The following is a 21,680-nucleotide window of genomic DNA, read 5'->3' as shown; positions in this document are numbered from 1 at the left end:
GTCCGGCAACGACGGCAGGACTGATCGCCATGGGCAACCTCGACGCGCGCATCGAGGGCCTCACAGGCCAGGCGAACCGCGGAAGCTTGACCGGTGACGGGTGGAGCGAGTTGGTGGAGCTGACCGCGCTGCGCGGACACGTACTGGGCCGTGTCGACGAGGCGGAGCACGCCGCGTCGCTGGCCGAGGCGTTCGCCGACCAGGTACCGAGCGATCCCCGGTCCCGCGTGGCCCGGGCCAGGCCGGCCGCCGTCTTCCATCGGTTCCAGGCGGCGCTGACCGATCTCGACGCGGCGGCTGCGCTGGGACTCGACCGACAAATCCTGGACGAGGAGCGGGCTGCCATCCATCAGGCGGTCGGGCGGTACGACGAGGCGCTCGCCGTGTATCGGCACGCGCTGCTGGGACGGCACGACTTCAGCGCCCTGGCCGCCCTGGCTCGCTGGCACGCCGAGCGGGGGGAGGTGGCCGAGGCCGAGAGGTGGTTTCCGGCGGCGCGACGTGGCTACCGCGGGGTCAGTCCTTTCCCGGTCGCGGTGCTCGAATTCCACTGCGCACAGACGTGGTTGTCCCAGGACGACTTCGCACGCGCGCGCATCTGGCTGGAGTGCGCCACCCGCCGACTGCCGGGTAACGTGCCGGCGCAGGGCCACCTCGCGGTTGTCGATGCCGCCGAGGGCAGGGGTGCCGCGGCGGTCAGGCACCTGCGCCGGCTGGCGCTCGGCAGTGACGATCCGCACTACGCGGCCCAACTCGCCCGCCTCCTGGCCATGCGGCAGGCGGGGGGCGAGGCAAAGTTCTGGCGCGCCCATGCCGCGGCTCGCTACGAGAGGCTGATAGCGCGCCACCCCGAAGCGTACGCCGATCACGCGGCGGAGTTCTGGCTGACAACCGGCGGCGATCCTCAGCGGGCCCTTGACCTTGCGCGGCAGAACCTCGCGCTTCGACCGACCCCGCGCGTCCGCACGCTCGTCGATCGCGCGAGATGCCGTGTCGGACAGCCTCGATAGAACCAGTCATTGGTACAAATCGGCCGACGCTGACCGAGGGGACGACATGACGACGATTGAAGGCCCACCTCTGCAACTGGACGAGATCCAGGGCATCGTGCTGCGCACCCGGCCGTCACCGTACGTCGGCACCTACATCCTGCTGCGGGTGGACGACCCCCGCGCCGGCCGTGAGCTGATGGGGCGCCTGGCCGGGCTGGTCGACTCCGCCGCCAACTGGTGGCAGCCGCCCCTGCCGGCGCTCCTCAACGTCGCGGTGACGTACCGGGGGCTCGAAGCCCTCCAGGTGCCGCAGGCCTCCCTGAACAGCTTCCCCGAGGAGTTCCGGCAGGGTATGGCGGCACGGGCGGAGTTCCTGGGCGACACCGGTGACAGCGCACCCGCGCGCTGGGAGCCGCCCTTCGGCACCGGCCAGGTGCACGTCGTGCTGTCCCTCGTCGCCGCCGACCAGGAGTCGCTGGCGGTCGTCCTCGAACGGGCGCGTCAGGCGCGCTCACAGCTTCCCGGCCTTCAAGTGGTGTACCGGCAAGACCTCTACCAACTGGCCTCCGGGCGCACCAGCTTCGGCTACAAGGACGGCATCAGCAACCCCGCGGTGGAAGGCAGCGGCGCGCAGAACCCGCCGGGTGGCGGACCCACCGTCAAGGCGGGCGAGTTCGTGCTGGGCCATCCCGACCAGACGGGAAACCTGGCGCCGATGCCGGAGCCGGACGTGCTGGGCCGCAACGGTACGTACGTCGTCTGGCGGAAGCTGCACACGCGCGTCGCCGCCTTCCGGCGGTATCTCCACGACAACGCCGGTGGCCCGCAAGAGGAGTCGCTGCTGGCCGCGAAGATCGTGGGCCGCTGGCCGAGCGGTGCCCCCCTGATCCTGGCGCCCGAGCACGACGACCCGGACCTGGGGGCGGACGAGCAGCGCAACAACGACTTCCTCTACGCGTCCGATCCGCACGGCGCGGTCTGCCCCCATGGTGCCCACGCCAGGCGTGCCAATCCACGTGACTCGGAGATCATCGGTGACGTGGACCTCCACCGCCTGATCCGGCGGAGCACCAGCTACGGGCCGCCGCTGCCGGCCGGCACCCTGGACGACGACGGCGCCGACCGAGGCATCGTGTTCATCGCCGTCAACGCACACCTCGACCGCCAGTTCGAGTTCGTGAAGTCGCAATGGTTCAACGACGGCAACTTCACCGGCCTTGGCGTGGAGAAGGACCTGCTCACCGGCGACAACGACGGTTCGGGCGTCTTCACGATCCCGCAGCACCCCGTGCGGCGTCGCCTGCACGGCGTCGAGCGCTTTGTCACCACGCGTGGCGGCGAGTACTTCTTCCTGCCGAGCCTCAGCGCCTTGCGCTGGCTGGCCGACCTCGGCTCCTGAGCCGGCGGTTGAAACGGTGCGAGGCCCGCAGCCGTCGGTCCTGCCCAGCACGCGCCGCGTACGGGCCCGATGTCAGGTGAACCGAGCGTTGCCGACATCGATGGAGACCATCGTCTGGTCCAGGATCGGGCGGTTGTCCGCAGCGCTTCGGCAGGCCCGGCGTTCGGTGGGCAGGCGGATCCCGTCTGCTTCCACCATGTCGTGGACGAATTGCGCTGCGGCGAAACCGCCTGCGAAGTCGACATGACGGTCATGCCGACGCAGAAGGTGGCCGGGGCCGAAGTAGCAGTCCTGCTGGGTGCTGTGGCTGGCGATGCCGGGCGGAAACCCAGGTCAGCGCCCTGGAAACCGTCCGCTGACCGACCTGGTGGTCAACCCGCCCGGTGACATCTCCCAGGAGTGCGTGGGCGTCGCGGTCGATCCCGTGCGCGGACACCTCTACTGGACGCAGAAGGGCCCCGCCAAGGGCGGCAGGGGCCGGATCTTCCGCGCCGGCCTGGACCTCCCGGCCGGGGAGGTCCCGGAGCGGAGCACGGACGTCGAACTGCTCTGGTCCGGCCTGCCCGAGCCGATCGACCTGCACCTCGAGGGCGACTGGCTCTACTGGGCCGACCGCCGGCCCACCGCCGGACGGCAACACGCTCAACCGGGCCGCGATCCCGGCAGCGGGGGTGCCGGGCGAGCCTCCGCGGATCCTGGCGCGTGGCTTCGCCGAGGCGATCGGGCTGGCCGTCGACCCCGCCGCCGGCGTCGCCTGCGTCGCCGGCCTGGGCGGACACATCCGTGCCGTGCCGTTGCCCGGCGGCCCGGCCGAAGAACCGGGGGAACATGTCATCGCGTCCCTCCACCATCCACTGACGGGGATCGCAGGTCTCAGCAGCCGCTGAACAGGGCGCGGCGATACCTCGTTCCGAGACCTTCTGCCGCGTTCACGCTGTGAGGCCCTCGATCGCGACGGGAAGGTGCCGGGGGCCGCGCAGCACGGCGTTGGCGCGGTACGGCGGCGGGTCCTCGAGCAGCCGGGAGAACTTGACCCGGCGGAAGAGTTCGGGCACGGCCAGATGCAGTTCTATGCGGGCGAGCGGGGCGCCGAAGCAGTAGTGGATGCCGGTGTAGAAACCCAGGTGCTCGTTGTCCTTGCGGTCGGGATCGAACCGGTCGGGGTCCTTGAAGCGTCTGGGGTCGCGGTTGGCCGCGGCCAGCATGAGCCAGACCGGCGAGCCCTCGGGGATCGTGGTGCCGGCGACGTCGATGTCGGCCAGGGCGGTGGTCCACGGGACGAATTGGACCGGGGGCTCGTACCGCAGCACCTCCTCGATGAGCGGGACGGCCAGCTCCGGCTCCTTCTGGAACCGGTCGAGGATGTCGGGGTGGCGCAGCAGGGTGAGGGTCGTGTTGGTGATCGCGTTGACGGTGGTCTCGTGGCCGGCGACCAGGAGCAGCACCGCGGTGGCCTCCAGGTCCGCCGGTGTCATGTCGGGTGCGAGCGCGCTGAGGATCCCGGGGCCGGGGTGGCGGCGTTTGGTCTGGATCAGGTCGGCCAGGTAGGCGCCCATGTCCTGGCGTGCCCGCTGTCCCTTGTCCCGGCCGTCCTCGCCGACTTGGGGATCGAGCGACGAGGCCAGCGCGTCGGCCCAGACGTGGAAGCGCGGTTCGTCCTCGCGTGGCACGCCGAGGACCTTGCAGATGGCGGTGACGGGAAGCGGGTAGGAGAAGTCCTCGACGATGTCGACCTGGTCCTTGCCTTCGAAGGCGTCGAGCAGCTCGGTGACGACCTTGGCCAGCTCTCCGCGCAGGCCGTCGAGGAATCTGGGGCTGTGCGGGGGGCCGAAGGGCCGGTTGATGGTGTCGCGCAGCCGGTCGTGCACGGGTGGGTCGGTGAAGATGAAGCTCGGCGGCAGACCCGTGTCGTTCGTCTCCGCGGTGCGGCCGTAGCCGGACGGACGGTTGCGGGTGTCGTTGCTCAGCCGCGGGTCGTTGGCCAGGTTCCGCACCTCGTAGTAGGTGCTGACCAGGTAGGAGCCGTCGTCCTCCCGCCTGACCGGTTGCTTGCGCAGCTCCGCGTAGAGCGGGTACGGATCGGCTCGATTGGCGTAGTCGGTGATCTGCGCGGCGATGGTGCCGGACGTCATGGTGACTCCTCGGGGCTCCGGGCGGTACAGGGCCGGTGATCAGGCATGCGCCGGAACGAACTGGACACGCCGTTCGCTCGGCGAGTGACCCGTCAGCGTGACCGTGGCCCCGTGGGTGGGCAGATGGGGGTCGGGGAAGGCCGGGTCGACCGGCTGCAGCGTCTCGGTCCGGCGGTCGACCGTGCGGTACTCCGGCGGGAACGGCGCGCCGGAGGCGATCTGCTGCTCGTAGAACCCCAGCCACTTGGCCCCGTCGAAGGACGCCGCGGCGATGACGCGGCCCCGGTACCCGTACACCGCTACGAACCGATCCTCGGCGAGCGTCCCCTGGGCGACGACCAGTTGGTCGCCCAGCGAGGGAACACCCACCGACTTGATGTTGACACCGAACTGGGAGGACCAGAACATCGGCAGCCACAGGTGCGGACGGCGATCCGGACCGGCACAGATCATGTTGTGGGCGGCGATCTCGGCCTGCTCGACCGCATTGCCCCAGTGCTCCAGCGCCAGGAACTGGTAGTCGAACAGCGGGTGGGGGCTGCGGGCGACGTCACCGGCGGCGTAGATGTCGTCGGTGACGATGCCGTTGACGTCGAACACCCGGCACCCGGCGTCGCACGCGACCCCCCGGGGCCCCGCGGCCACCCCCGAGCCGGCGAGCCATTCCGTGTTCCGCATGGCACCGAGCGAGACGACCGCCACCTCCACGTCGATCGCCGAACCGTCGGACAGATGGGCGCGCCTGAGCCGTCCCACGTCGTCGCCCTCGAGGGCGGTGACGCTGACGCCGCAGCGCAGGTCGACTCCGTGCCCCCGCTGCAGCCGGTCCGCGACCGCGCCGATCACTCCGCCGAGTGCACCCACCAGCGGTGCCGGGCCGCGTTCGGCGACCGTGACCTGGAGGCCCAGCTCCCGGCAGGCGGAGGCGACCTCGGAGCCGGTGAATCCGGCGCCGATCACCAGCACCCGGGACACGCCGCCGGTCAGCTTGCGGTGCAGGCGTGCGGAGTCGTCGCGGGTACGCAGCACGAACACCCCGTCCAGTTCGGCCTCTTCCGGGTGGATCCAGGGCCGTGCTCTGGTCCCGGTGGTGATCAGCAGGCGGTCGTAGGGGACGGTGTCGCCGCTCGTCAGCCGTACCTGCTTCGCGCCCCTGTCGAGGCTTTCGGCGGCGACGCCCAGCCGCCATTCGGCGTCGATGTCGCGCCGCCGCGGCAGCGCGGTGTCCTCGGGCCGTGCCCGCCCGAGCAGTGCCTGCTTGGACAGCGGCGGCCGGTCGTAGGGTTCGTACGGCTCGTCGCCGATCATCGTCAGCACTCCGGTGAAGCCCTGCTCGCGCAGGGTCTCCGCCGCCCGCAGACCGGCCAGCGAGGCACCGACGACGACGACGCGGCCCTGGCGCCGCAGGACCTCGACGTCCGTGTCAGCCGACATGGGGCTCCACACCCTTCGTCGGCTCGTCGGAGTAGTCGACGAGGATGGCCTGGACCGGGCAGGCGGCAGCGGCCTTCTCCACCCGGTCACGGTGCGCCTCGTCGAAGCGAGGGGAGAACAGCAGCGCTTCCTCGCCGTGGAGGGAGAAGACGTCCGGGGCGAGAAAGACGCACTGCGCGAATCCCTGGCACCGGTTGAGATCGACGACAAGCCTCATCTGGAACACGCTCCCTGCTCAGGGCCGCGGTCCTCCCCGGCGCGTCGGCGGCCTACGCCGCAAGCTCCGCAGCCCTTGCGCTCGGTCCACACGATCGGTCGGCATGCCTCTTCCTCAGGATCGGCCCCTTCACAACGGCCCGCAAACCGGCGCGGGGGCCCTGAGAAGCCGTCTGTCAAGCGAAGGGGACGGGTTGATTCTCGCTGTTCAGGCACGGTTTCACTCGGGGTGAGGGAGCAATGCGGCGTCTTGTACCCGCTTCGTGATCAAGGGCCGTGCAGTGGTGTCGGCGCTGGGAATGCTTCAGGAGCGGGAGACGGCTGCCCGGGTTCGCAGGGAGGGTCATCGAGCTGGACCGGCGGGCGTTCGGGCGCCGTCCATGGGCGCCGAGGCCGTCACGGGCGAGTCGCCTGCCTTCTCGTGTCGGTGCTGGAGCTGCCGCCCTGAACCGGAGCAAGCCGGACCGCCGCGCGGCACCGCGAGCTTGCGAAAAACCCCAGGTCTGTCCTTTGAGTGCTGCCACGCCTTGTACGTGAACTCGAGGCTGTACCCCTCAGGATCGAAGACGCCGGCCGCGTAGTACCCAGGAGCGTAGTAGGGGCGGTCCGCGGGTGCGCCATCGTCGGTCGCGCCCCCGCCATGGCCGCCGCATACACAGCGTCGACCGCCTCCTTCGATGGCGCGGTGAAGCCGATGCGCGCGGCACGTCCCTCACTGCGAGCGGTTTCCGGTCGTGCACGGGCACTGGTTGTTATCCTGCCGAGGGCAGCTTCGAACCACACGTGGTGCAACCGACCTCGAGGACGATCAAGCTGGACGACTGCTCACTCGGGCCGTTCATCATTCCTGATCGCTCGCCCACTGGCCGAGGCGTGCCACGCCTTGCAGCCGCCACCAGCCAGGCCCTCCGGCGAGTCCAAGGGCTCTCGCATTCGATTCGGCTTGCCTCGGAAATCGGCGCGGGAGCAAAAGGCCGCCCCTTTCTCTCACGTCTGTCATGCGGGGTGCTCTGCGTGTTTCATAGAGGTGTGGTCTCCGATGCACGACCATACGGACGTGGCACAGCACATTTTCCAGCCGGTGGGTGCCAAGGCGCGCTGATTGTGTGGGTCGACGTGCTCGACACCAGCAAAGCCAATGACGTCAAGAGCGACAGCCGACAGAAGGAACACCGAGACAGGAAGAAGGACAGGCATGTCCGGCAGTGAAAGCGAGAATCCCGCAATCCCTTCACCGACGCCCACGCCGACTCGGCGGCCCAGGACGAACCGGGACTGGTGGCCGAATCAGCTGGACCTTCAGGTTCTCCAGCAGCACTCGCCTCGATCCAACCCGATGGACGAGGACTTCGACTACGCGGAAGAGTTCGCGACCCTCGACGTCGATGCGCTGAAGCGTGACATCTTCGAGGTGATGACGACATCCCAGGACTGGTGGCCTGCCGACTACGGTCACTACGGGCCGCTCTTCATCCGGATGAGCTGGCATGCCGCCGGAACGTACCGCATCGCGGACGGCCGCGGCGGTGGCGGCAGGGGCGCACAGCGCTTCGCCCCCCTCAACAGCTGGCCGGACAACGCGAGCCTGGACAAGGCGCGCCGTCTGCTCTGGCCAGTCAAACAGAAGTACGGCCGGAAAATCTCCTGGGCGGATCTTCTGGTCTTCGCGGGAAACTGTGCCATGGAATCCATGGGGTTCAAGACGTTCGGGTTCGGTTTCGGGCGAGAAGACATCTGGGAACCCGAGGAGATCTTCTGGGGGCCCGAGGACACATGGCTCGGAGATGAGCGCTACAGCGGCGACAGGGAACTCACCGGTCCTTTCGCCGCCGTACAGATGGGACTGATCTACGTCAATCCGGAGGGGCCCAACGGAAACCCGGACCCGATGGCGGCCGCCGGGGACATTCGGGAGACGTTCGGGCGCATGGCGATGAATGACGAGGAGACGGTCGCGCTCATCATCGGCGGGCACACCTTCGGCAAGTGTCATGGCGCGGTCGAAGCCAGTTATATCGGCCCGGAACCGGAGGCCGCCTCCATCGAGCAGCAGGGCCTCGGCTGGCGGAACACATACGGCAGCGGCACGGGCCCCCACGCGCTCACCAGTGGTCTGGAGGGCGCATGGACCACCGAGCCGACCAAGTGGGACAACGGGTACCTGGACAATCTTTACGGGTACGAGTGGGAGCTGACGAGCAGCCCCGCCGGCGCCCACCAGTGGACTCCCTCGGATCCCGCGGCCAGGAACACCGTACGCGACGCCCATGATCCGTCGAAGCGGCACGCCCCCATGATGCTGACGACGGATCTCGCGCTGAAGGTGGACCCGGTCTACGGCCCGATCACGAAGAGGTTCCACGAGAACCCGGACGAGCTCGCGGTGGCGTTCGCCAAGGCGTGGTACAAACTGCTGCACCGCGACATGGGACCCCTCTCGCGTTACCTCGGCCCGTGGATTCCCGAGCCGCAGCTGTGGCAGGACCCCGTTCCCGACGTCGACCACGAACTGGTCGGGGACGAGGACGTCGCCGCCCTCAAGGGCAGGGTCCTCGCCTCGGGCCTTTCCATCTCCCAGCTGGTCACCACCGCCTGGGCGTCGGCGGCAAGCTTCCGCGGCACCGACAAGCGCGGCGGGGCGAACGGAGCACGAATCCGGCTCGCGCCGCAGAAGGACTGGGAGCTCAACGACCTCCCCGAGGTGACCGAGGTACTGCGCACGCTCGAGCGGATCCAGCAGGACTTCAACCTCTCCCAGGCCGGCGGCACGCGGGTCTCCCTCGCCGACCTCATCGTCCTCGCCGGGTGCGCGGCCGTCGAGCAGGCCGCGAGGGACGCCGGGTACGACGTCACGGTTCCGTTCGCACCAGGGCGTACGGACGCCTCGCAGGAGCAGACCGACGCGGCGTCATTCGCCGTGCTGGAGCCCAAGGCGGATGCCTTCCGCAACTACCTCCCGGCGGGCGAGAAGCTGTCGCCGGAGACCCTCATGCTGGACCGCGCCAACCTGCTGATGCTGACCACTCCCGAGATGACGGTGCTGATCGGCGGCATGCGGGCCTTGAACACCGGCTTCAAGGGATCCGGCCACGGTGTCTTCACCCACCGGCCGGGAATCTTGACCAACGACTTCTTCGTCAACCTGCTCGACATGGGCACGGAGTGGAAGGCGTCGGCTACGGACGAGAACGTGTTCGAGGGCCGGGATCGCGCCACCGGCGAGGTCAAGTGGACCGCCACCGCCGTCGACCTGATCTTCGGTGCGCACTCCCAGCTCCGAGCCGTCTCGGAGGTCTACGCGGCCCAGGATGCGGGAGAGAAGTTCGTACGTGACTTCGTGGCAGCGTGGAACAAGGTGATGAATCTCGACCGGTTCGACCTGGCCTGAGCCCGACGTCCCGGTCCGCCGTCATACCCACGATCCACCGCGTACCGTCGGGCCGGGACTCGTCCTCGGTGAGGGCATCGAGGAAGAGTGGCCGGCACACGAGCCCGCCGTGCGCGTCGGGGCACCGCACGGCGGCGTTCAACTCGTCGAGCACACCGACGCGTTCCCCTTGGGTGAGCGGGGTCCGGCGGCGAACAGTGCGGGGGATGCTCCGAAGAGACCGCGTGCCGACCGCCTTGAGCCGTTGCCGTCCGGCTGTCCACTCCGTTCTTCATTTTCGCTGTTCTTCATTTTCGCTCAAACCGCTGATGCCCCGGTCTGTTCAGCGGTGATCGCCAGGGGCGGGTTCGGGACTCTCGCCGAGGTCCACGAGGAGGCTCCGGATGCGGTCGGCCACCGCGGTGTGGCGTTCGACCTCGCGGGGCCAGCCGCGTTCGATGGCGTCCTGGGCGAGCTGCTGCTCTCGGGAGAGTCGGGTTCGCACGCGCACCGCGGCCGCCACGGTCATCCAGGCGACGCCGGCAGTACCGCCGTGTGAGCCGTCCGGGGACTCAGCCTGCCAGGGTGTGGACGAGCTCCGCCGTGGTGACGATGGCGTGGGCGTATGTGGGGCCGTTCAGCTCATGTGCGGCGTGCATCATGTCGGCGCTGAACGCTGCGGTCGCGTCGGTGACGAGGGTGACGTGGTGGCCGAGCTCCATCGCGAAGCGGCCCGTGGACTCGATGCAGGTGTTGGCGAGCAGGCCGATCAGGACGACGTGCGTAATGCCGTGCTGCTTGAGCTGGAAGTCCAGGTCGGTGTTGGCAAAGCCGCTCTGAGCCCAGTGCTCCTTGATCAGCAGGTCTCCCAGCCGCGGCTGGAAGTCCGGGTGGAACTCACCTCCCCAGCTACCGCGGGCGAAGGTCTGCCGACGCTGCACCTGACGCTGGCTGGGACTGGGATGGTCCCAGCCGACGTAGTCGCCCTCCTCCCAACGCCGGTGCGGGACGAACGCCACCGTCAGGCCGGCTGTGCGCGCGGCATCGATGACCGTGCGCAGGTTGTGCAGCAGACCCACGTCCTTGGCCACAGGCTCCACACGCGGCCACAGCTTGCCGCCCTCGGAGAGGAAGTCGTTGTAGGGGTCCACCAGCAGTACCGCTGTGCGACTGGGGTCGTAACGGTCCGTCATGATGGCCGCCTCCCAGGTGGATGGTGTGCGTGATCCACTATGCGTCCTCGTCCACATCACTGAGCTGCGGCTCGCCGACCACCAGATCACCGTCGAGTGGCCCGGTGCCCATGGGCGGGGCGAGCGGTTCCTGTGCCGCGGCGCGCGTGCTCGGCCCTCGCGAGCGACGTTCGCCGGAACCGTGGACACTCGAATCAGCATCCGTCCGCGCAGACCCAAGTGTGAAGCCGGGAGACAACCGGTCCACGTGCCTGACAGCCGCCTCCGGGAACGAGGCGCTACGTCGTGAGCGGCCCCTGGTGCCGACCCGAATGACCCGCCGGAGCCGCTCCCCCATCACCGGATGCGACACCCCTCGACAAACCCCGGCCGTCATCGACGGCGAATCCTCTTGAGCACACCACCAGGAGGCGCACCATGGGCAAGATCATTTTCCGTCCCCTCATCCTGGTCGGCGTGGCCGCAGCAGCGTTCAACGGCGTTCCGTCGGCATCGGCCGACACCGGCAGCGCACACGGTGCGTATCAGCACGCGGAGACCACCGAGCTGGTCGCCAGGCAGACCCAGTCCCGACTCGTCGACGTGGGCAGCAAAGGGCACAGCCTCGGCGATCAGCTCGTCATCGCCGAAGACCTGTACCAGAACGGCAAGAAGATCGGCGACCATGCTGTGGTGTGCAGCTACGTGCACATCCGCCCGGACGAGCTGCAGTGCCTGGGCACCTTCGCGCTGCCTCAGGGACAGATCACCGGACAGGCGCTTCTCCACCTGCCGTCCAACTCCGCTGTCGACGTTTCCCTCACCGGCGGCTCGGGTGCCTACAGCGGCGCAGGAGGGTACGTCCACACCGTGCCCGCCGGCACGACGGAGCGGGCCCTCACCTTCCATGTCACCCGTTGACCACCCGGCCAAGCCGCCACGTCGCTGACCACGGTGCACGGATTGTCGTACGGCGTACGGCGTGACGCAGGATCTGCCGGCATGGGAGGCCCCCAGGGCTGGGGACGCGTTCATCCACCCGAGCGCGAGGCGCCCGTCTTCACGGAGGATGCGGTCCCGTGGAGACCTCACCGACTTTCGACGTGGGCGAGCGTGTACGCGCCAGGAACGTGTCCGTGCCCGGGCACACTCGACTGCCGCGCTACGTCCGGGGACACAGTGGAGTCGTCGAGATCATCCAGCCTGCCCATGTGCTGCCGGACCCGGTGTGACTCCCTACCGGCAAGGGCCGCGCACACTCGAAGTGGTCACGCCTGATCCCGCAGAGACGTTGAACTCGGCCTCGGAGAAGACCTCCGTGCACATCGAGGTATTTCAGGTCCGAATCACACCTCGGCGCCGACTCGCCGTGTCGGATCACGCAAGGCGTTGACCTGCATGATCACGATGTGCAGCACGGTCGAGTGGCAGGGGGTGCCGCGGCGGGCCAGGATTGGCGGCAATTGGAGGTCGCCGTCGGCGTCACCGGGGCCGGGCTCAGAGCAAGGAAGGGTTACCGTCACAGTGATCGACACGGACGAGCTGGCCAAGCGGAACGCCGGGTTCGCCGACGGCGGATCATTCGCCGGCCTCAGGCTCATGCCCAGTGGCAGTCTGACGGTCATCGGATGCGTCGACCCTCGTGTCGACCCGTCCGACGTGCTCGGGCTCAAGCTCGGCGAGGCGGCGGTGATCCGCAACGTCGGAGGGCGGGTCACGCCCGCGACACTCCGGACGCTGGGGATGCTCTCGAAGGTCGTGCAGGCCCGCACGGGCGGCCCTGGCCCGGGCGACGTCCACTATGCGGTCCTGCACCACACCGACTGCGGGATCACGGACCTGGCCGCGTTCCCCGAACTGCTGGCCGATTACTTCGAGGTTCCGGCCGGGGACCTGGACGCCAAGGCGGTCACCGACCCGGTCGCCGCCGTCCGTGTCGACGTCGCAATCCTCAAGCAGAAGGTTCGGGCCGGAGCGTGCGTCTCAGGGCTCGTGTACGACGTGACCACCGGGCTCATCGACGTCGTCGTCCCGCCTGCTCGAGTGGAAGCATGACACCGCGCGGCGCCTGCGGCCGGGCCGCCCGGCGCGACCGCCGTGGGCCTGCGGCTTGTACCGGGATCCGTTTCCCTGGCCGGTCGTATCGGCGGGGAGGCGCTTTCTAGCATGTGCGACGATCACGGGCATTCGGCGGCCGAGGCGGCGTGGTCGGCGCCTCGCGTCGCGGAGGGACCGGCTGTCGACCCGGTGACGCTGCCCGAGGTCGACGAGGTCAGGGTCACGACGATGGTCGACAACACCTTCGACGCCCTGCTGGCCTCTGCCGAAGGCGTCACCCGGGCGTCCATGGACGCCGGGCGGACCGCCGCGCGGCAGTTCGCCGGCGGCGAGGCCGTCGCGGGGCTGCGTGCCGAGCACGGCTTCTCCGCCCTGGTCACCGTCCAAAGCGGGAACGCGAGCAGCACGCTGCTGTTCGATACCGGCGCGTCGCCGGACGGGCTGGCGGTGAACGCCGAGCGTCTTGGCATCGATGTCGGCACCCTGCAGGGCGTCGTGCTCAGCCACGGACACTTCGACCACGCGGGCGGCTTCGACGGCCTGGCCCGGCTGCGCGGCCGCTCCGGCCTGCCGCTGACCGTCCACCCCGCGGTCTGGACCCGCCGCCGCCTGGAACTACCCGCCGGCCAGGGTCTGGAGATGCCCACGCTGTCACGGGGTGCCCTGGAACGCGAAGGGTTCGAGGTGATCGAGCGGCGGCAGCCGTCGCTGCTGGCCGGCGGCATCCTGATCACCGGCGAGGTGGACCGCGTCACCGAGTTCGAGCACGGCATGCCGCAGGCACACCAAGCCTGGGACGGGAACGGCTGGCGACACGACCCCGTCGTCATCGACGACCAGGCACTCGTCATCAACGTGCGCGGCCGGGGACTTGTCATCATCACCGGGTGCGGCCACGCCGGAGTGGTCAACATCATCCGGCACGCCATGAGGCTGACCGGCGTCAGCACACTGCTGGCTCTCCTCGGCGGCTTCCACCTGAGCGGCCCCGCCTTCGAGCCGGTCATCGGCCCGACGGTGGCCGCCCTCACCGAACTCGCACCCGAGCTGATCGTCCCCGGTCACTGCACCGGCTGGCGCGCCCAGCACACCCTCGCCGCAGCCCTCCCGGACGCATGGGTGCAGACCAGCGTCGGAACCACCTGCACGCTCAGCGCCCCCCAGACGGGTGACGCCTGATCCCGGCTCAGCAGTCCCGGCTCAAACGGTGCAACAGGTACTGCGGCGTCGGCGGTACGCGAACGGCCTGCCGGGGTACCTCGGATGGTACCCGGGTGGGAGCCGGGCGGCTCCCGGGTTCGCGGAGTATCGGAATCATGGACGAGGCCGGCAGGCTCTCGTCCGGGTGAGACCGGGCTGACGAGTGAACGGTCGGGCTGGATGTGAAGAACCATCAGCGGTGCAGATCCGTGGACGCGCGTCGGTGGCCTGGGCCAGGCGTCGTTCGGCGAAGTCCAGCCGGGCGCCCGCGCACCACCGGGCGCCCCGCCTGGTGGCGGCGCCCCGCCCCGCGGCGGATTGGGTGACGGGGTCCCCTAGGGAGTACTCCCACCACTCCCACCAGGAGACCCCCCGCTGGGTTGCTGTCGGGGGGCGGGGCGGGGGGGGCCGGGGCTGGGGGTGTTGCGCCGATGACCAGCCGGGCGCCGCCCAACCGGGGGGCCCCCGGCATGGTGGCGTCGCCCAGCACCTCGTCGTATGCGGTGACGGCGTCCAGTCCGTAGTACTCCCACACCTCCGACCAGAAGCCCGCCAGATCGGTGGAGCTCCACCGCCACAGCTCGGCGTAGTCGGCGAAGCCGAGGCCGCGGGTCTCTTCCAGCCGTTCCATGAACACCGCGACGTCGGCGCCCTCCAGTTCGCGGCGCCCCGTGTCCACAGCAGTTCCGGGTCCTTAACTCATGGGTGTCCTCCGGTGGGCGTCACCCCGAGCGGTGCGCTGCAGGAGTCGGACTCCAGCATGCGGATCAGTTCTTCGGCCTGGGGCCATTCGCCGTATCCCGAGGCCGGGTTGAGGTGGCCGACTGCGCCCAGTTGCACAAGTCGGCTGCCCCAGCTGCGTGCCAGTGCGGCGACGCGTTCGGGTGCGCCCAGCGGGTCGTCGGCGCCGGCGGCGAGGATGCTGGGGAAGGGCAGCCGCGCGCGGGGCACGGGGGTCCAGCCGTGCCCCGCCAGTTCGGCAGGGGTGGGGTAGCCGTCCGGCAGCGGTGTATCGAGGTCCGCCGGCGTGGCGAGCAGCGCGCCGCGTACATCAGCGCGGTGGCGGGCGGCCCAGTGCACCGTGGTGATGGCTCCGGCGCTGTGGGCGACCGGCACCGGCCGGTCCAGGGGCGCCAAGGTCGCGGCCAGGCCGGCGACTTGGGCGTCCAGGCCGAGTCGTTTCCCGGCCAACGGTGGGACGGTACGGACGACTCGTCCGGCCTCGGCGAGACGTTTGGCCAGCACGGTCTGCCAGTGGTCCGCAAGATGGTCGCGCAGTCCGGGGACGATGACCACGGCGGGTTCCACGGTGGCGCTCATGAGGGGACCTCCGAGGGGTGCTTGGGTTCCGTCTTCGTGGTGAGGTCGGCCAGGCGGAGGAGGTCGCGTTCGTACCAGTGCCTGCCGACCAGGAAGGCCAGTGTGGCCACGACCGCGACGAGGGGCACGATGCGCAGGGCGCCCAGCAGGCCGAAGCGGTCCGCGAGCGCGCCCGTGATCGCGGGGCCGGGCGCCAGTCCGAGCAGGCTGTTGGCCAGGGTGAGGGTGGCGAACGCGGTGGCCGCGATGGAGGCGGGGGTCAGGTTCGCCACCATGGCCGCCGCGGGTCCGGCGGAGCCGGCCGACAGCAGGCAGCCGACGGCCAGAGTCAGCAATTGGGCAGGGCCGGTGGGCAGTTGGAAGGCGAGGGTCAGCAGGAGGAGCGCGCCGAAGCTGCAGCCTGCCGCGACGGCCCATTTGCGGATGGGGGCGGTGGAGCTGATGCGGTCGGAGGCCACGCCTCCGAAGATCATCCCCAAGCCGATGACCATGGCGAAGGCGCCGGCGCCTCCACCCGCCTTGGCCGGGGCCATGTGGTAGTAGCGGTTGAAGAAGCTGGGCAGCCAGGACAACAGCGCGCCGGCGATGAACAGTTGCAGTCCGCTGCCGACATAGGCGCTGATCACGGAGACGGACGAGAAGAGGCGGGGCAGGTGAGTGCGCAGCCGCCCGCGTGCTTCCCGGCCATCGCCGCCGCCGGAGGGCCGTCCGCGGGGGGCCAGTCTGCTCTCCTTGACCACGACCGCGTACACGGCGGCGAGTATCAGGCCGAAGATCCCCATCGCGGCGAACGCCCAGCGCCAGCCGGCCGCCTGGGCCACGGCGCCGCCGACGGCCACGCCCAGCACCGAGCCGAAGGCACCGCCGGCGATGAAAGCACCGGAGAGTGTGGCCCGCAGGGTGACCGGGAAGATGCTGAGGACCACGGCGATGCCCACACTGCCGTACGCCGCCTCGCCGATGCCGACGAAGAGCCGGCCGACGAACATCTCGCCGTAACTCGCCGATACGGCGCACCCCAGGGTGGCCAGGCTCCACAGCGTGGCGGCCAGCAGCAGACTCCGGACCCTTCCCCACCGGTCGGCCATGAGGGACATGGGGAAGGTGAGCACGCCGACCGCCAGGGCGACGATGCCACTGAGCGAGCCCAGGGCGGCGTCGGACAGCAGCCATGCAGCCTTCAGCATCGGGAAGACGGCGTTGAGGACCTGGCGGGACATGTAGTCGGACAGCAGCAGGCCGAAGCCGAGTGCGAAGACCGTCCAGGCATAGCCTTTGGACACGGGCCATTGCGACGCGGACGATGTCGGGGCCGTGGACCGCGCAGTGGTGTGAAACTCCATTGTCATCACCTCGACTGCTTGAAAGGGAAGGTCAGAACGGTCTGTCGCCGACGATTCCGGCGCGCTCCATCTTCCGGACGGCGGGCCAGTAGTCCTGGACGGCGTAGTGCTGGGTGGAGCGGTTGTCCCAGATGGCCACGCTGCCCGGGCTCCACCGCCAGCGCACCTGGTACTCGGGGATCGCTGCCTGGCTGATCAGATAGGTGAGCAGGTGGCTCGCGCCGGGCGCGTAGTCCTGGCCGAAACGCACGTTCTCGGGCGTGTGGTAGTTGACGAAGTGCGTCGCGAACGCGTTGACGAAAAGGATCTTCTCGCCCGTCTCGGGGTGGGTCCGCACGACGGGGTGTTCGGCGTCCGGGAACCGTTCCTTCAGCGCGTGGCGCTGTTCGTCGGGCATGACGGCACCGAAGGTGGCCTCGATGCTGTGCCGGGCGCGCAGCCCGTCGATCCGGGTCTTGATGTGCTCGGGGAGCCGGCGGTAAGCCTCGACCATGTTCACCCAGATCGTGTCGCCGCCGACCGGGGGCGATTCGACGCAGCGCAGTACGGCGCCCATCGACGGGTTCACTCGCCAGGTGCCGTCCGTGTGCAGGGCGTTCTCGTAGTGCTCCGGCGGGCTGTCCAGCTCCTTGTAGATCCGGACCAGTCCGGGGTGGTCCGGGTCGCTGCCGGCGACGGGGTGGTCCTCCAGTGCGCCGAAGCGCGAGGCGAACGCCACGTGGTCGGCACGCGAGATGTCCTGGTCCCGCAGGAAGAGGACCTTGTGCTCCAGCAGCAGGCTCTTGATCTCGGCGAAGAGGTCGTCGTCACGGGCCGCGTCGGCCAGGCTCACACCGCTGAGCTCGGCTCCGATGGTGCAGGTCAGCGGCTCGGCCGTGAGAGAGATGCGGCGTGCGCTCGCGCGCACCGGGGCCGGGGCCCGCCGCGAGGACGAGAGGGTGTCTGGCATGGGTGCTCACTCCCTGGGGTGGAACGAGGTGCGCCCTCTCACAGGACGAAGACGGAGGACCCGGTGGTCCGGCCGGCTTCCAGGTCGCGGTGCGCCTGCTCCGCGTCCTCGAGGGCGTGGCGCTGATTGATTTCGATCTTGATGCGCTCGGCGGCGACGTGCTCGAAGAGCTCGCCGGCCAGCGCGGCGCGCTCGGCGGGGTCGGCGATGTAGTCGGCCAGGGCAGGACGGGTGACGAACACCGAGCCCTGCAGGGCGAGTTGCATCGCGTCGATCGGCGGCACGGGGCCGGAGGCGGTGCCGAAGCACACGAGGAGCCCGCGGCGGGCCAGTGAGGCCAGAGAGCCCTCGAAGGTGTCCCTGCCCACGCTGTCGAAGGCGACCGGGACGCCCACGCAGCCGGTCAGCTCACGGACCCGGTCGGCCACGTCCTCGTGCCGGTAGCGGATGACGTGCTCGCATCCGTGTGCTCGGGCGATGTCGGCCTTCTCCTCGCTGGACGCCGTTCCGATCACACGGATGCCGAGCAGCGCGGCCCACTGGCTGACGATCAGGCCCACTCCGCCCGCCGCGGCGTGCAGCAGCACGGTGTCGCCGGGCTTCAGCGGATGGATCCTGCGCAGCAGACAGGCCGCGGTCAGGCCGCGCATGGTCATCGCGGCCGCCGTCTCGCAGCTGATCCCGGGGGGCAGCTTGATCAGGTGCGAGGCGGCCATGACCCGCTGCGTGCTGTAGGCACCGAGCGGACTTCCGGTGTACGTCACCCGGTCGCCCTCGGCGACATCGGTGACGCCTTCGCCGACCGCCTCCACCACACCGGCGCCCTCGACGCCGATGCCGTCGGGCAGCCGGACCGGGTAGAGCCCGCTGCGGAAGTAGGTGTCGGCGAAGTTGAGTCCGACGGCCTCGTGCCGGATACGCACCTCGCCGGCGCCGGGATCGCCGACGGCGACCTCCTCCCACTTCAGGACGTCGGGACCACCGGTTTCGTAGAAGCGGACGGCGTGTGCCACAGGTTGCTCCGAAGGATTCGCGCGGGTGGGTGGTGCCTGCGTGCGGGACCGGCCCTGCACGCCGGGCGTGGATCATGCCGTGGCGTCGCGCAGCATGAAGCCGCGCTGTCCCGGGCGGCGGTTGGGCACCATGCCGAGCCGGGCGAGGGTTTCGTCGGCGTCGGAGTAGTACTCGCCGATCTTGTAGATCCGCTTGGCGTCGGCACCGGTGGCGATCTCACGGCCGAACGCCTCGGAGATCTTCACCATCTGCTCGACCTGGGCCACGGAGGACATCCGCTCGCCCTTGGCGTGCCAGAGGTTGTCCTCGTTGCCGACGCGCACGTGCTGGCCGAGGGCGACGGCGACAGCGTTCATCGGGGCCACGGCGCGCATGGAGCTCTCGATGGTCAGGACGGCGCCGTCCGGCACGCGGCGGATGAACTCGATCAGGTCGGCGGGGTGCCGACCGGCGAAACCACCGCCGATGGTCACGTAGTTGAGGATCAGGGGGCCGGTGTGGACGCCCGCGCGGATCAGCCGCTCGACGGTCTCCAGCTGGGCCAGGTGGGCGAGCTGGAAGTGCGGCTGGATGCCGCCTGCGTGCAGGCGCTTGAGGTGCTCCACGTTTTCCTTTAAGAGCGTCACTCAGCCAGAACCCGGCGCAACCTGTCGGGCCTTACGCGCGGGCCGGCCGTTCGCCGGCGACCGCCCGGCGGGCCACCGTGACCAGTTCCGCCGCCGGGCCCACCAGGCGCCGCCCCGTCGGCCAGACCGCGCGCAGGTCCCGCGTGAGGTCGACGCCCTCCACGTCGACGCCGATCAGTCGGCCCTCGACGATGTCCCCGCGGACGGCCAGCTCGCTCAGTACGGACGGGCCGGTGCCGGCGATCACCGCGCCGCGGACGGCGGCCGTCGAGCCGAGCTCCACCAGGGGCCGGACGCGTTCACAGCCGGCCAGGTGCAGGGCGCGGTCCAGGGTCTGCCGCGTACCGGAGCCGCTCTCCCGCAGCACCAGCGGCGCACGGGAGAGCTCCAGCGCCGACAGCGGCTCCTGGCGCCGTGCCCACGGATGAGCGGGGTCGACCACGACGACGAGCCGGTCCTCGGCCACCTGCCGCGTGGACATCACGCGGGACAGGCGCGGCCCCTCGATGAACCCGATGTCGGCCTCGCCGGACTCGACCAGCTCGGGCACGTGCTCGCTGTTGGTCACCTGCAGCCCGATGTACAGCTCCGGCCGGCGAGCGCGCAGCTCGCTGATCCAGGCGGGCAGCAGGTACTCCGCGATGGTCAGGCTCGCCGCGACGCGCAGTTCGGCCTCCCTCCGGTCGCGCAGCCTGACAGCCCCGGCGAGCAGGTCGTCCAGCTCGTCCAGGACCCGCCGGGCATGTGTGGCGACGGTCTGCCCGGCAAACGTCAGCCGGGATCCGCGACGGGTCCGGTCGACCAGCACCAGTCCCAGCCCGCGTTCCAGTGTGGACAGTCGGCGGCTGGCGGACGGCTGGGAGATCCGCAGCCGCTCGGCCGCCCGGCCAAGGCTGCCCAGGTCGGCCACGAGGACGAGGAGCCGCAGCGACTCCAGGTCGGGTGTGCGCAAGGGGAGGGAAACGGTACGGGGATCCGGCACGGAGGACTCTGTCACAGCTCCAGCGTATGAGTCGTTCATACGCTGGAGCTATGACCTCTTGCTCGATCAGGGGCTACAGGGCCGGCAGGGCGCCGACCAAAGTGGTGATCATGAAGGACGCCGGCCTCTCCCCGTCAGGGAACACTCGCCTCGCCGCCTCTCGAAGGCCCGGCGCCGCCGTCGCCGCCCGGTTCCCCGGCTTCGCCGCCCGGCTGCCCGGGCTGGCCCTCGCCGTAGGTGTCGCCTTCGTCGCGACTGCGCTCGGCCGGCTCGTCCCCGTCGTCGGCGGACCGGTGTGCGCAATCGTGCTCGGGGTACTGGTGGCGGTCGCGGTACGACCGGGCGGACGGACGCGGCCCGGCATCGCCTTCGCCGGGCGCGGAGTCCTCCGGTCCGCGGTGGTGGTACTGGGCGCGCAGCTGTCCCTGGGGCAGGTGCTTCGGGTCGGTATCGGCTCGTTGCCGGTGATGATCGTGACCCTCACCGTCTGCCTGGCTGCGGCGTACGGAATCGGACGCCGCCTGGGTGTCGTCCGCGACCTGCGCACCCTGATCGGTGTGGGGACCGGCATCTGCGGCGCCTCCGCGATCGCCGCCGTCACCCCGGTCATCGGCGCGGCCGAGGCGGAGGTGGCCTACGCCGTCTCCACGATCTTCGTCTTCAACATTGCCGCGGTGCTGACCTTCCCTGCCTTCGGGCACCTGCTGGGCATGGGCCAGCACGCCTTCGGCCTGTTCGCCGGCACCGCGGTCAACGACATGTCGTCCGTGGTCGCCGCCGCCACCACCTACGGCGGCCCCGCGGCCGACTACGCGGTGGTGGTCAAGCTGGCCCGCACGCTGCTGATCATCCCGGTCTGCCTGGGCCTCGCCGCCCTCGCCCGCCGCCGAGCGCGGACCGCGGACGTGTCGGCCGACGCCGGCGCACCGGGCGGCCGGCCCGGCCCGGTGCAGGTCGGCCGGCTGGTGCCGTGGTTCCTCGCCGGCTTCCTCGTCCTGGCGGCGGTGAACACGGCCGGCCTCGTCCCGCCCGGCGCCCACGGCCCGCTCAGCACGCTCGCCGTTTTCCTGATCACCGTTGCCCTGTCCGCGATCGGCCTCTCCACCGAACCCTCCAGGCTGCGCCGGACCGGCCCCGCACCCCTGCTGCTCGGGGGCTGCCTGTGGCTGGTGGTGTCCGCCACCAGCTTGGCCGTCCAGTTCCTGGCCCGGTACCTGTGACCGTCACCCTCGCAAGGAAGCACGGCCCCGGCGGGGACGCAACGCTTCGACCGGCGGTACCAGCCGGCCGGCCGCAGGCTCAGACCCGGGAGCCTCACCCCGGGCCGCAGGACCTGAACGCTGACGGCATCGGCCGGGGCGGACGGACCGGCTACCGGGTTCCGACGCCGGAAGCCCTCGACGCCGAGGACGCCGATCCCACCGACGCGCCCGTGAGGGTGTGCTGAGTCGGAAGCCAGTACGCCCCGGGGGCAGG

General features: G+C 70.2%; 23 protein-coding genes. 9 read left to right on the top strand and 14 right to left on the bottom strand.

The annotated features are described in order from the left end of the window. Nucleotides 1–29 precede the first annotated feature (29 nt). A complete protein-coding gene (locus ACWGJ5_RS00280; RefSeq protein WP_453307547.1) occupies nt 30–1,010 on the top strand; it encodes a tetratricopeptide repeat protein in 981 nt (326 codons plus the stop codon). 46 nt (nt 1,011–1,056) lie between these two features. After that, a complete protein-coding gene (locus tag ACWGJ5_RS00275; protein WP_453307546.1) occupies nt 1,057–2,391 on the top strand; it encodes a Dyp-type peroxidase in 1,335 nt (444 codons plus the stop codon). A gap of 72 nt (nt 2,392–2,463) precedes the next feature. Here the strand turns inward: ACWGJ5_RS00275 and ACWGJ5_RS00270 are convergent, their stop codons facing one another. After that, the gene (locus tag ACWGJ5_RS00270) at nt 2,464–2,589 is read right to left on the bottom strand and encodes a hypothetical protein (protein ID WP_453307545.1); all 126 of its coding nucleotides are present in this window, start codon (nt 2,587–2,589) and stop codon (nt 2,464–2,466) included. A 473-nt stretch (nt 2,590–3,062) separates the two neighbouring features. Between ACWGJ5_RS00270 and ACWGJ5_RS00265 the strand changes: the two genes are divergently transcribed. Beyond that, the gene (locus tag ACWGJ5_RS00265; RefSeq protein WP_453307544.1) at nt 3,063–3,278 is read left to right on the top strand and encodes a hypothetical protein; all 216 of its coding nucleotides are present in this window, start codon (nt 3,063–3,065) and stop codon (nt 3,276–3,278) included. A gap of 42 nt (nt 3,279–3,320) precedes the next feature. Here the strand turns inward: ACWGJ5_RS00265 and ACWGJ5_RS00260 are convergent, their stop codons facing one another. From ACWGJ5_RS00260 to ACWGJ5_RS00250, 3 genes are read right to left on the bottom strand one after another with little or no spacing between them, the layout of a single operon-like run. Next, entirely contained in the window at nt 3,321–4,523 is a 1,203-nt protein-coding gene (locus ACWGJ5_RS00260) for a cytochrome P450 (RefSeq protein ID WP_453307543.1), read from the bottom strand. Nucleotides 4,524–4,562: 39 nt separating this feature from the next. Further along, a complete protein-coding gene (locus ACWGJ5_RS00255; RefSeq protein ID WP_453307542.1) occupies nt 4,563–5,957 on the bottom strand; it encodes an NAD(P)/FAD-dependent oxidoreductase in 1,395 nt (464 codons plus the stop codon). Next, the gene (locus ACWGJ5_RS00250; protein ID WP_453307541.1) at nt 5,947–6,174 is read right to left on the bottom strand and encodes a ferredoxin; all 228 of its coding nucleotides are present in this window, start codon (nt 6,172–6,174) and stop codon (nt 5,947–5,949) included. Before ACWGJ5_RS00250 ends, ACWGJ5_RS00255 begins: the two co-directional genes overlap by 11 nt. A gap of 1,194 nt (nt 6,175–7,368) precedes the next feature. Here ACWGJ5_RS00250 and katG point away from each other — a divergent pair. Then, nucleotides 7,369–9,561, top strand: coding sequence for a catalase/peroxidase HPI (katG, locus tag ACWGJ5_RS00245; RefSeq protein WP_453307540.1), 2,193 nt, complete (start codon nt 7,369–7,371; stop codon nt 9,559–9,561). A gap of 322 nt (nt 9,562–9,883) precedes the next feature. On the opposite strand, the gene ACWGJ5_RS00240 is transcribed toward katG, so the two are convergent. Together ACWGJ5_RS00240 and ACWGJ5_RS00235 are read right to left on the bottom strand one after the other, a co-directional pair. Then, complete coding sequence (locus ACWGJ5_RS00240; RefSeq protein ID WP_453307539.1) at nt 9,884–10,069, bottom strand: hypothetical protein; 186 nt, start codon at nt 10,067–10,069, stop codon at nt 9,884–9,886. Nucleotides 10,070–10,112: 43 nt separating this feature from the next. After that, a complete protein-coding gene (locus ACWGJ5_RS00235) occupies nt 10,113–10,733 on the bottom strand; it encodes an isochorismatase family cysteine hydrolase (RefSeq protein ID WP_453307538.1) in 621 nt (206 codons plus the stop codon). 417 nt (nt 10,734–11,150) lie between these two features. Between ACWGJ5_RS00235 and ACWGJ5_RS00230 the strand changes: the two genes are divergently transcribed. Further along, entirely contained in the window at nt 11,151–11,633 is a 483-nt protein-coding gene (locus ACWGJ5_RS00230) for an allene oxide cyclase barrel-like domain-containing protein (RefSeq protein ID WP_453307537.1), read from the top strand. A gap of 158 nt (nt 11,634–11,791) precedes the next feature. Next, on the top strand, nt 11,792–11,944 hold the full coding sequence (locus ACWGJ5_RS00225) for an SH3-like domain-containing protein (RefSeq protein ID WP_453307536.1): 153 nt from the start codon (nt 11,792–11,794) through the stop codon (nt 11,942–11,944). A gap of 114 nt (nt 11,945–12,058) precedes the next feature. Here ACWGJ5_RS00225 and ACWGJ5_RS00220 read toward each other — a convergent pair whose 3' ends face one another. Continuing rightward, nucleotides 12,059–12,313 carry a hypothetical protein gene (locus tag ACWGJ5_RS00220; protein WP_453307535.1) on the bottom strand — a complete coding sequence of 85 codons (255 nt, stop codon included), beginning with the start codon at nt 12,311–12,313 and terminating at the stop codon, nt 12,059–12,061. Here ACWGJ5_RS00220 and ACWGJ5_RS00215 point away from each other — a divergent pair. Then, complete coding sequence (locus ACWGJ5_RS00215) at nt 12,312–12,767, top strand: carbonic anhydrase (RefSeq protein ID WP_453307534.1); 456 nt, start codon at nt 12,312–12,314, stop codon at nt 12,765–12,767. The genes ACWGJ5_RS00220 and ACWGJ5_RS00215 overlap by 2 nt on opposite strands. Nucleotides 12,768–12,878: 111 nt before the next feature. Next, nucleotides 12,879–13,949 carry an MBL fold metallo-hydrolase gene (locus tag ACWGJ5_RS00210; protein WP_453307533.1) on the top strand — a complete coding sequence of 357 codons (1,071 nt, stop codon included), beginning with the start codon at nt 12,879–12,881 and terminating at the stop codon, nt 13,947–13,949. Between the two features lie 214 nt (nt 13,950–14,163). Here ACWGJ5_RS00210 and ACWGJ5_RS00205 read toward each other — a convergent pair whose 3' ends face one another. The 7 genes from ACWGJ5_RS00205 to ACWGJ5_RS00175 form a co-directional block, all read right to left on the bottom strand. Then, a complete protein-coding gene (locus ACWGJ5_RS00205; RefSeq protein ID WP_453307532.1) occupies nt 14,164–14,649 on the bottom strand; it encodes an acetyl-coenzyme A synthetase N-terminal domain-containing protein in 486 nt (161 codons plus the stop codon). A 20-nt stretch (nt 14,650–14,669) separates the two neighbouring features. Then, complete coding sequence (locus ACWGJ5_RS00200; protein ID WP_453307531.1) at nt 14,670–15,290, bottom strand: RBBP9/YdeN family alpha/beta hydrolase; 621 nt, start codon at nt 15,288–15,290, stop codon at nt 14,670–14,672. Continuing rightward, the gene (locus tag ACWGJ5_RS00195) at nt 15,287–16,573 is read right to left on the bottom strand and encodes an MFS transporter (RefSeq protein WP_453307530.1); all 1,287 of its coding nucleotides are present in this window, start codon (nt 16,571–16,573) and stop codon (nt 15,287–15,289) included. The genes ACWGJ5_RS00200 and ACWGJ5_RS00195 overlap by 4 nt, the downstream gene beginning before the upstream one ends. 91 nt (nt 16,574–16,664) lie before the next feature. Next, a complete protein-coding gene (locus ACWGJ5_RS00190; RefSeq protein ID WP_453307529.1) occupies nt 16,665–17,582 on the bottom strand; it encodes a TauD/TfdA dioxygenase family protein in 918 nt (305 codons plus the stop codon). 38 nt (nt 17,583–17,620) lie between these two features. Then, the gene (locus tag ACWGJ5_RS00185) at nt 17,621–18,595 is read right to left on the bottom strand and encodes a quinone oxidoreductase family protein (protein WP_453307528.1); all 975 of its coding nucleotides are present in this window, start codon (nt 18,593–18,595) and stop codon (nt 17,621–17,623) included. A 72-nt stretch (nt 18,596–18,667) separates the two neighbouring features. Beyond that, nucleotides 18,668–19,201 (bottom strand): 3-keto-5-aminohexanoate cleavage protein, encoded by a 534-nt coding sequence (locus tag ACWGJ5_RS00180; protein ID WP_453307527.1) that lies wholly within the window; start codon nt 19,199–19,201, stop codon nt 18,668–18,670. 52 nt (nt 19,202–19,253) lie between these two features. Continuing rightward, on the bottom strand, nt 19,254–20,243 hold the full coding sequence (locus ACWGJ5_RS00175; RefSeq protein ID WP_453307526.1) for a LysR family transcriptional regulator: 990 nt from the start codon (nt 20,241–20,243) through the stop codon (nt 19,254–19,256). A 71-nt stretch (nt 20,244–20,314) separates the two neighbouring features. Between ACWGJ5_RS00175 and ACWGJ5_RS00170 the strand changes: the two genes are divergently transcribed. After that, the gene (locus tag ACWGJ5_RS00170; RefSeq protein WP_453307525.1) at nt 20,315–21,424 is read left to right on the top strand and encodes a YeiH family protein; all 1,110 of its coding nucleotides are present in this window, start codon (nt 20,315–20,317) and stop codon (nt 21,422–21,424) included. Nucleotides 21,425–21,680 lie beyond the last annotated feature (256 nt).

The sequence above is a fragment of the Streptomyces sp. NPDC054783 genome, from assembly GCF_053611725.1.
This window is presented reverse-complemented; position numbering and strand designations above follow the sequence as displayed.

Bases quoted from the DNA above. Each gene is read 5' to 3' on its own strand.
- ACWGJ5_RS00280 (WP_453307547.1), top strand. From the start codon at position 30: ATGGGCAACCTCGACGCGCGCATCGAGGGCCTCACAGGCCAGGCGAAC.
- ACWGJ5_RS00275 (WP_453307546.1), top strand. From the start codon at position 1,057: ATGACGACGATTGAAGGCCCACCTCTGCAACTGGACGAGATCCAGGGC.
- ACWGJ5_RS00270 (WP_453307545.1), bottom strand. From the start codon at position 2,589: ATGGTGGAAGCAGACGGGATCCGCCTGCCCACCGAACGCCGGGCCTGC.
- ACWGJ5_RS00260 (WP_453307543.1), bottom strand. From the start codon at position 4,523: ATGACGTCCGGCACCATCGCCGCGCAGATCACCGACTACGCCAATCGA.
- ACWGJ5_RS00255 (WP_453307542.1), bottom strand. From the start codon at position 5,957: ATGTCGGCTGACACGGACGTCGAGGTCCTGCGGCGCCAGGGCCGCGTC.
- ACWGJ5_RS00250 (WP_453307541.1), bottom strand. From the start codon at position 6,174: ATGAGGCTTGTCGTCGATCTCAACCGGTGCCAGGGATTCGCGCAGTGC.
- katG (WP_453307540.1), top strand. From the start codon at position 7,369: ATGTCCGGCAGTGAAAGCGAGAATCCCGCAATCCCTTCACCGACGCCC.
- ACWGJ5_RS00240 (WP_453307539.1), bottom strand. From the start codon at position 10,069: ATGACCGTGGCGGCCGCGGTGCGCGTGCGAACCCGACTCTCCCGAGAG.
- ACWGJ5_RS00235 (WP_453307538.1), bottom strand. From the start codon at position 10,733: ATGACGGACCGTTACGACCCCAGTCGCACAGCGGTACTGCTGGTGGAC.
- ACWGJ5_RS00230 (WP_453307537.1), top strand. From the start codon at position 11,151: ATGGGCAAGATCATTTTCCGTCCCCTCATCCTGGTCGGCGTGGCCGCA.
- ACWGJ5_RS00215 (WP_453307534.1), top strand. From the start codon at position 12,312: ATGCCCAGTGGCAGTCTGACGGTCATCGGATGCGTCGACCCTCGTGTC.
- ACWGJ5_RS00220 (WP_453307535.1), bottom strand. From the start codon at position 12,313: ATGAGCCTGAGGCCGGCGAATGATCCGCCGTCGGCGAACCCGGCGTTC.
- ACWGJ5_RS00210 (WP_453307533.1), top strand. From the start codon at position 12,879: ATGTGCGACGATCACGGGCATTCGGCGGCCGAGGCGGCGTGGTCGGCG.
- ACWGJ5_RS00200 (WP_453307531.1), bottom strand. From the start codon at position 15,290: ATGAGCGCCACCGTGGAACCCGCCGTGGTCATCGTCCCCGGACTGCGC.
- ACWGJ5_RS00190 (WP_453307529.1), bottom strand. From the start codon at position 17,582: ATGCCAGACACCCTCTCGTCCTCGCGGCGGGCCCCGGCCCCGGTGCGC.
- ACWGJ5_RS00175 (WP_453307526.1), bottom strand. From the start codon at position 20,243: ATGAACGACTCATACGCTGGAGCTGTGACAGAGTCCTCCGTGCCGGAT.
- ACWGJ5_RS00170 (WP_453307525.1), top strand. From the start codon at position 20,315: ATGAAGGACGCCGGCCTCTCCCCGTCAGGGAACACTCGCCTCGCCGCC.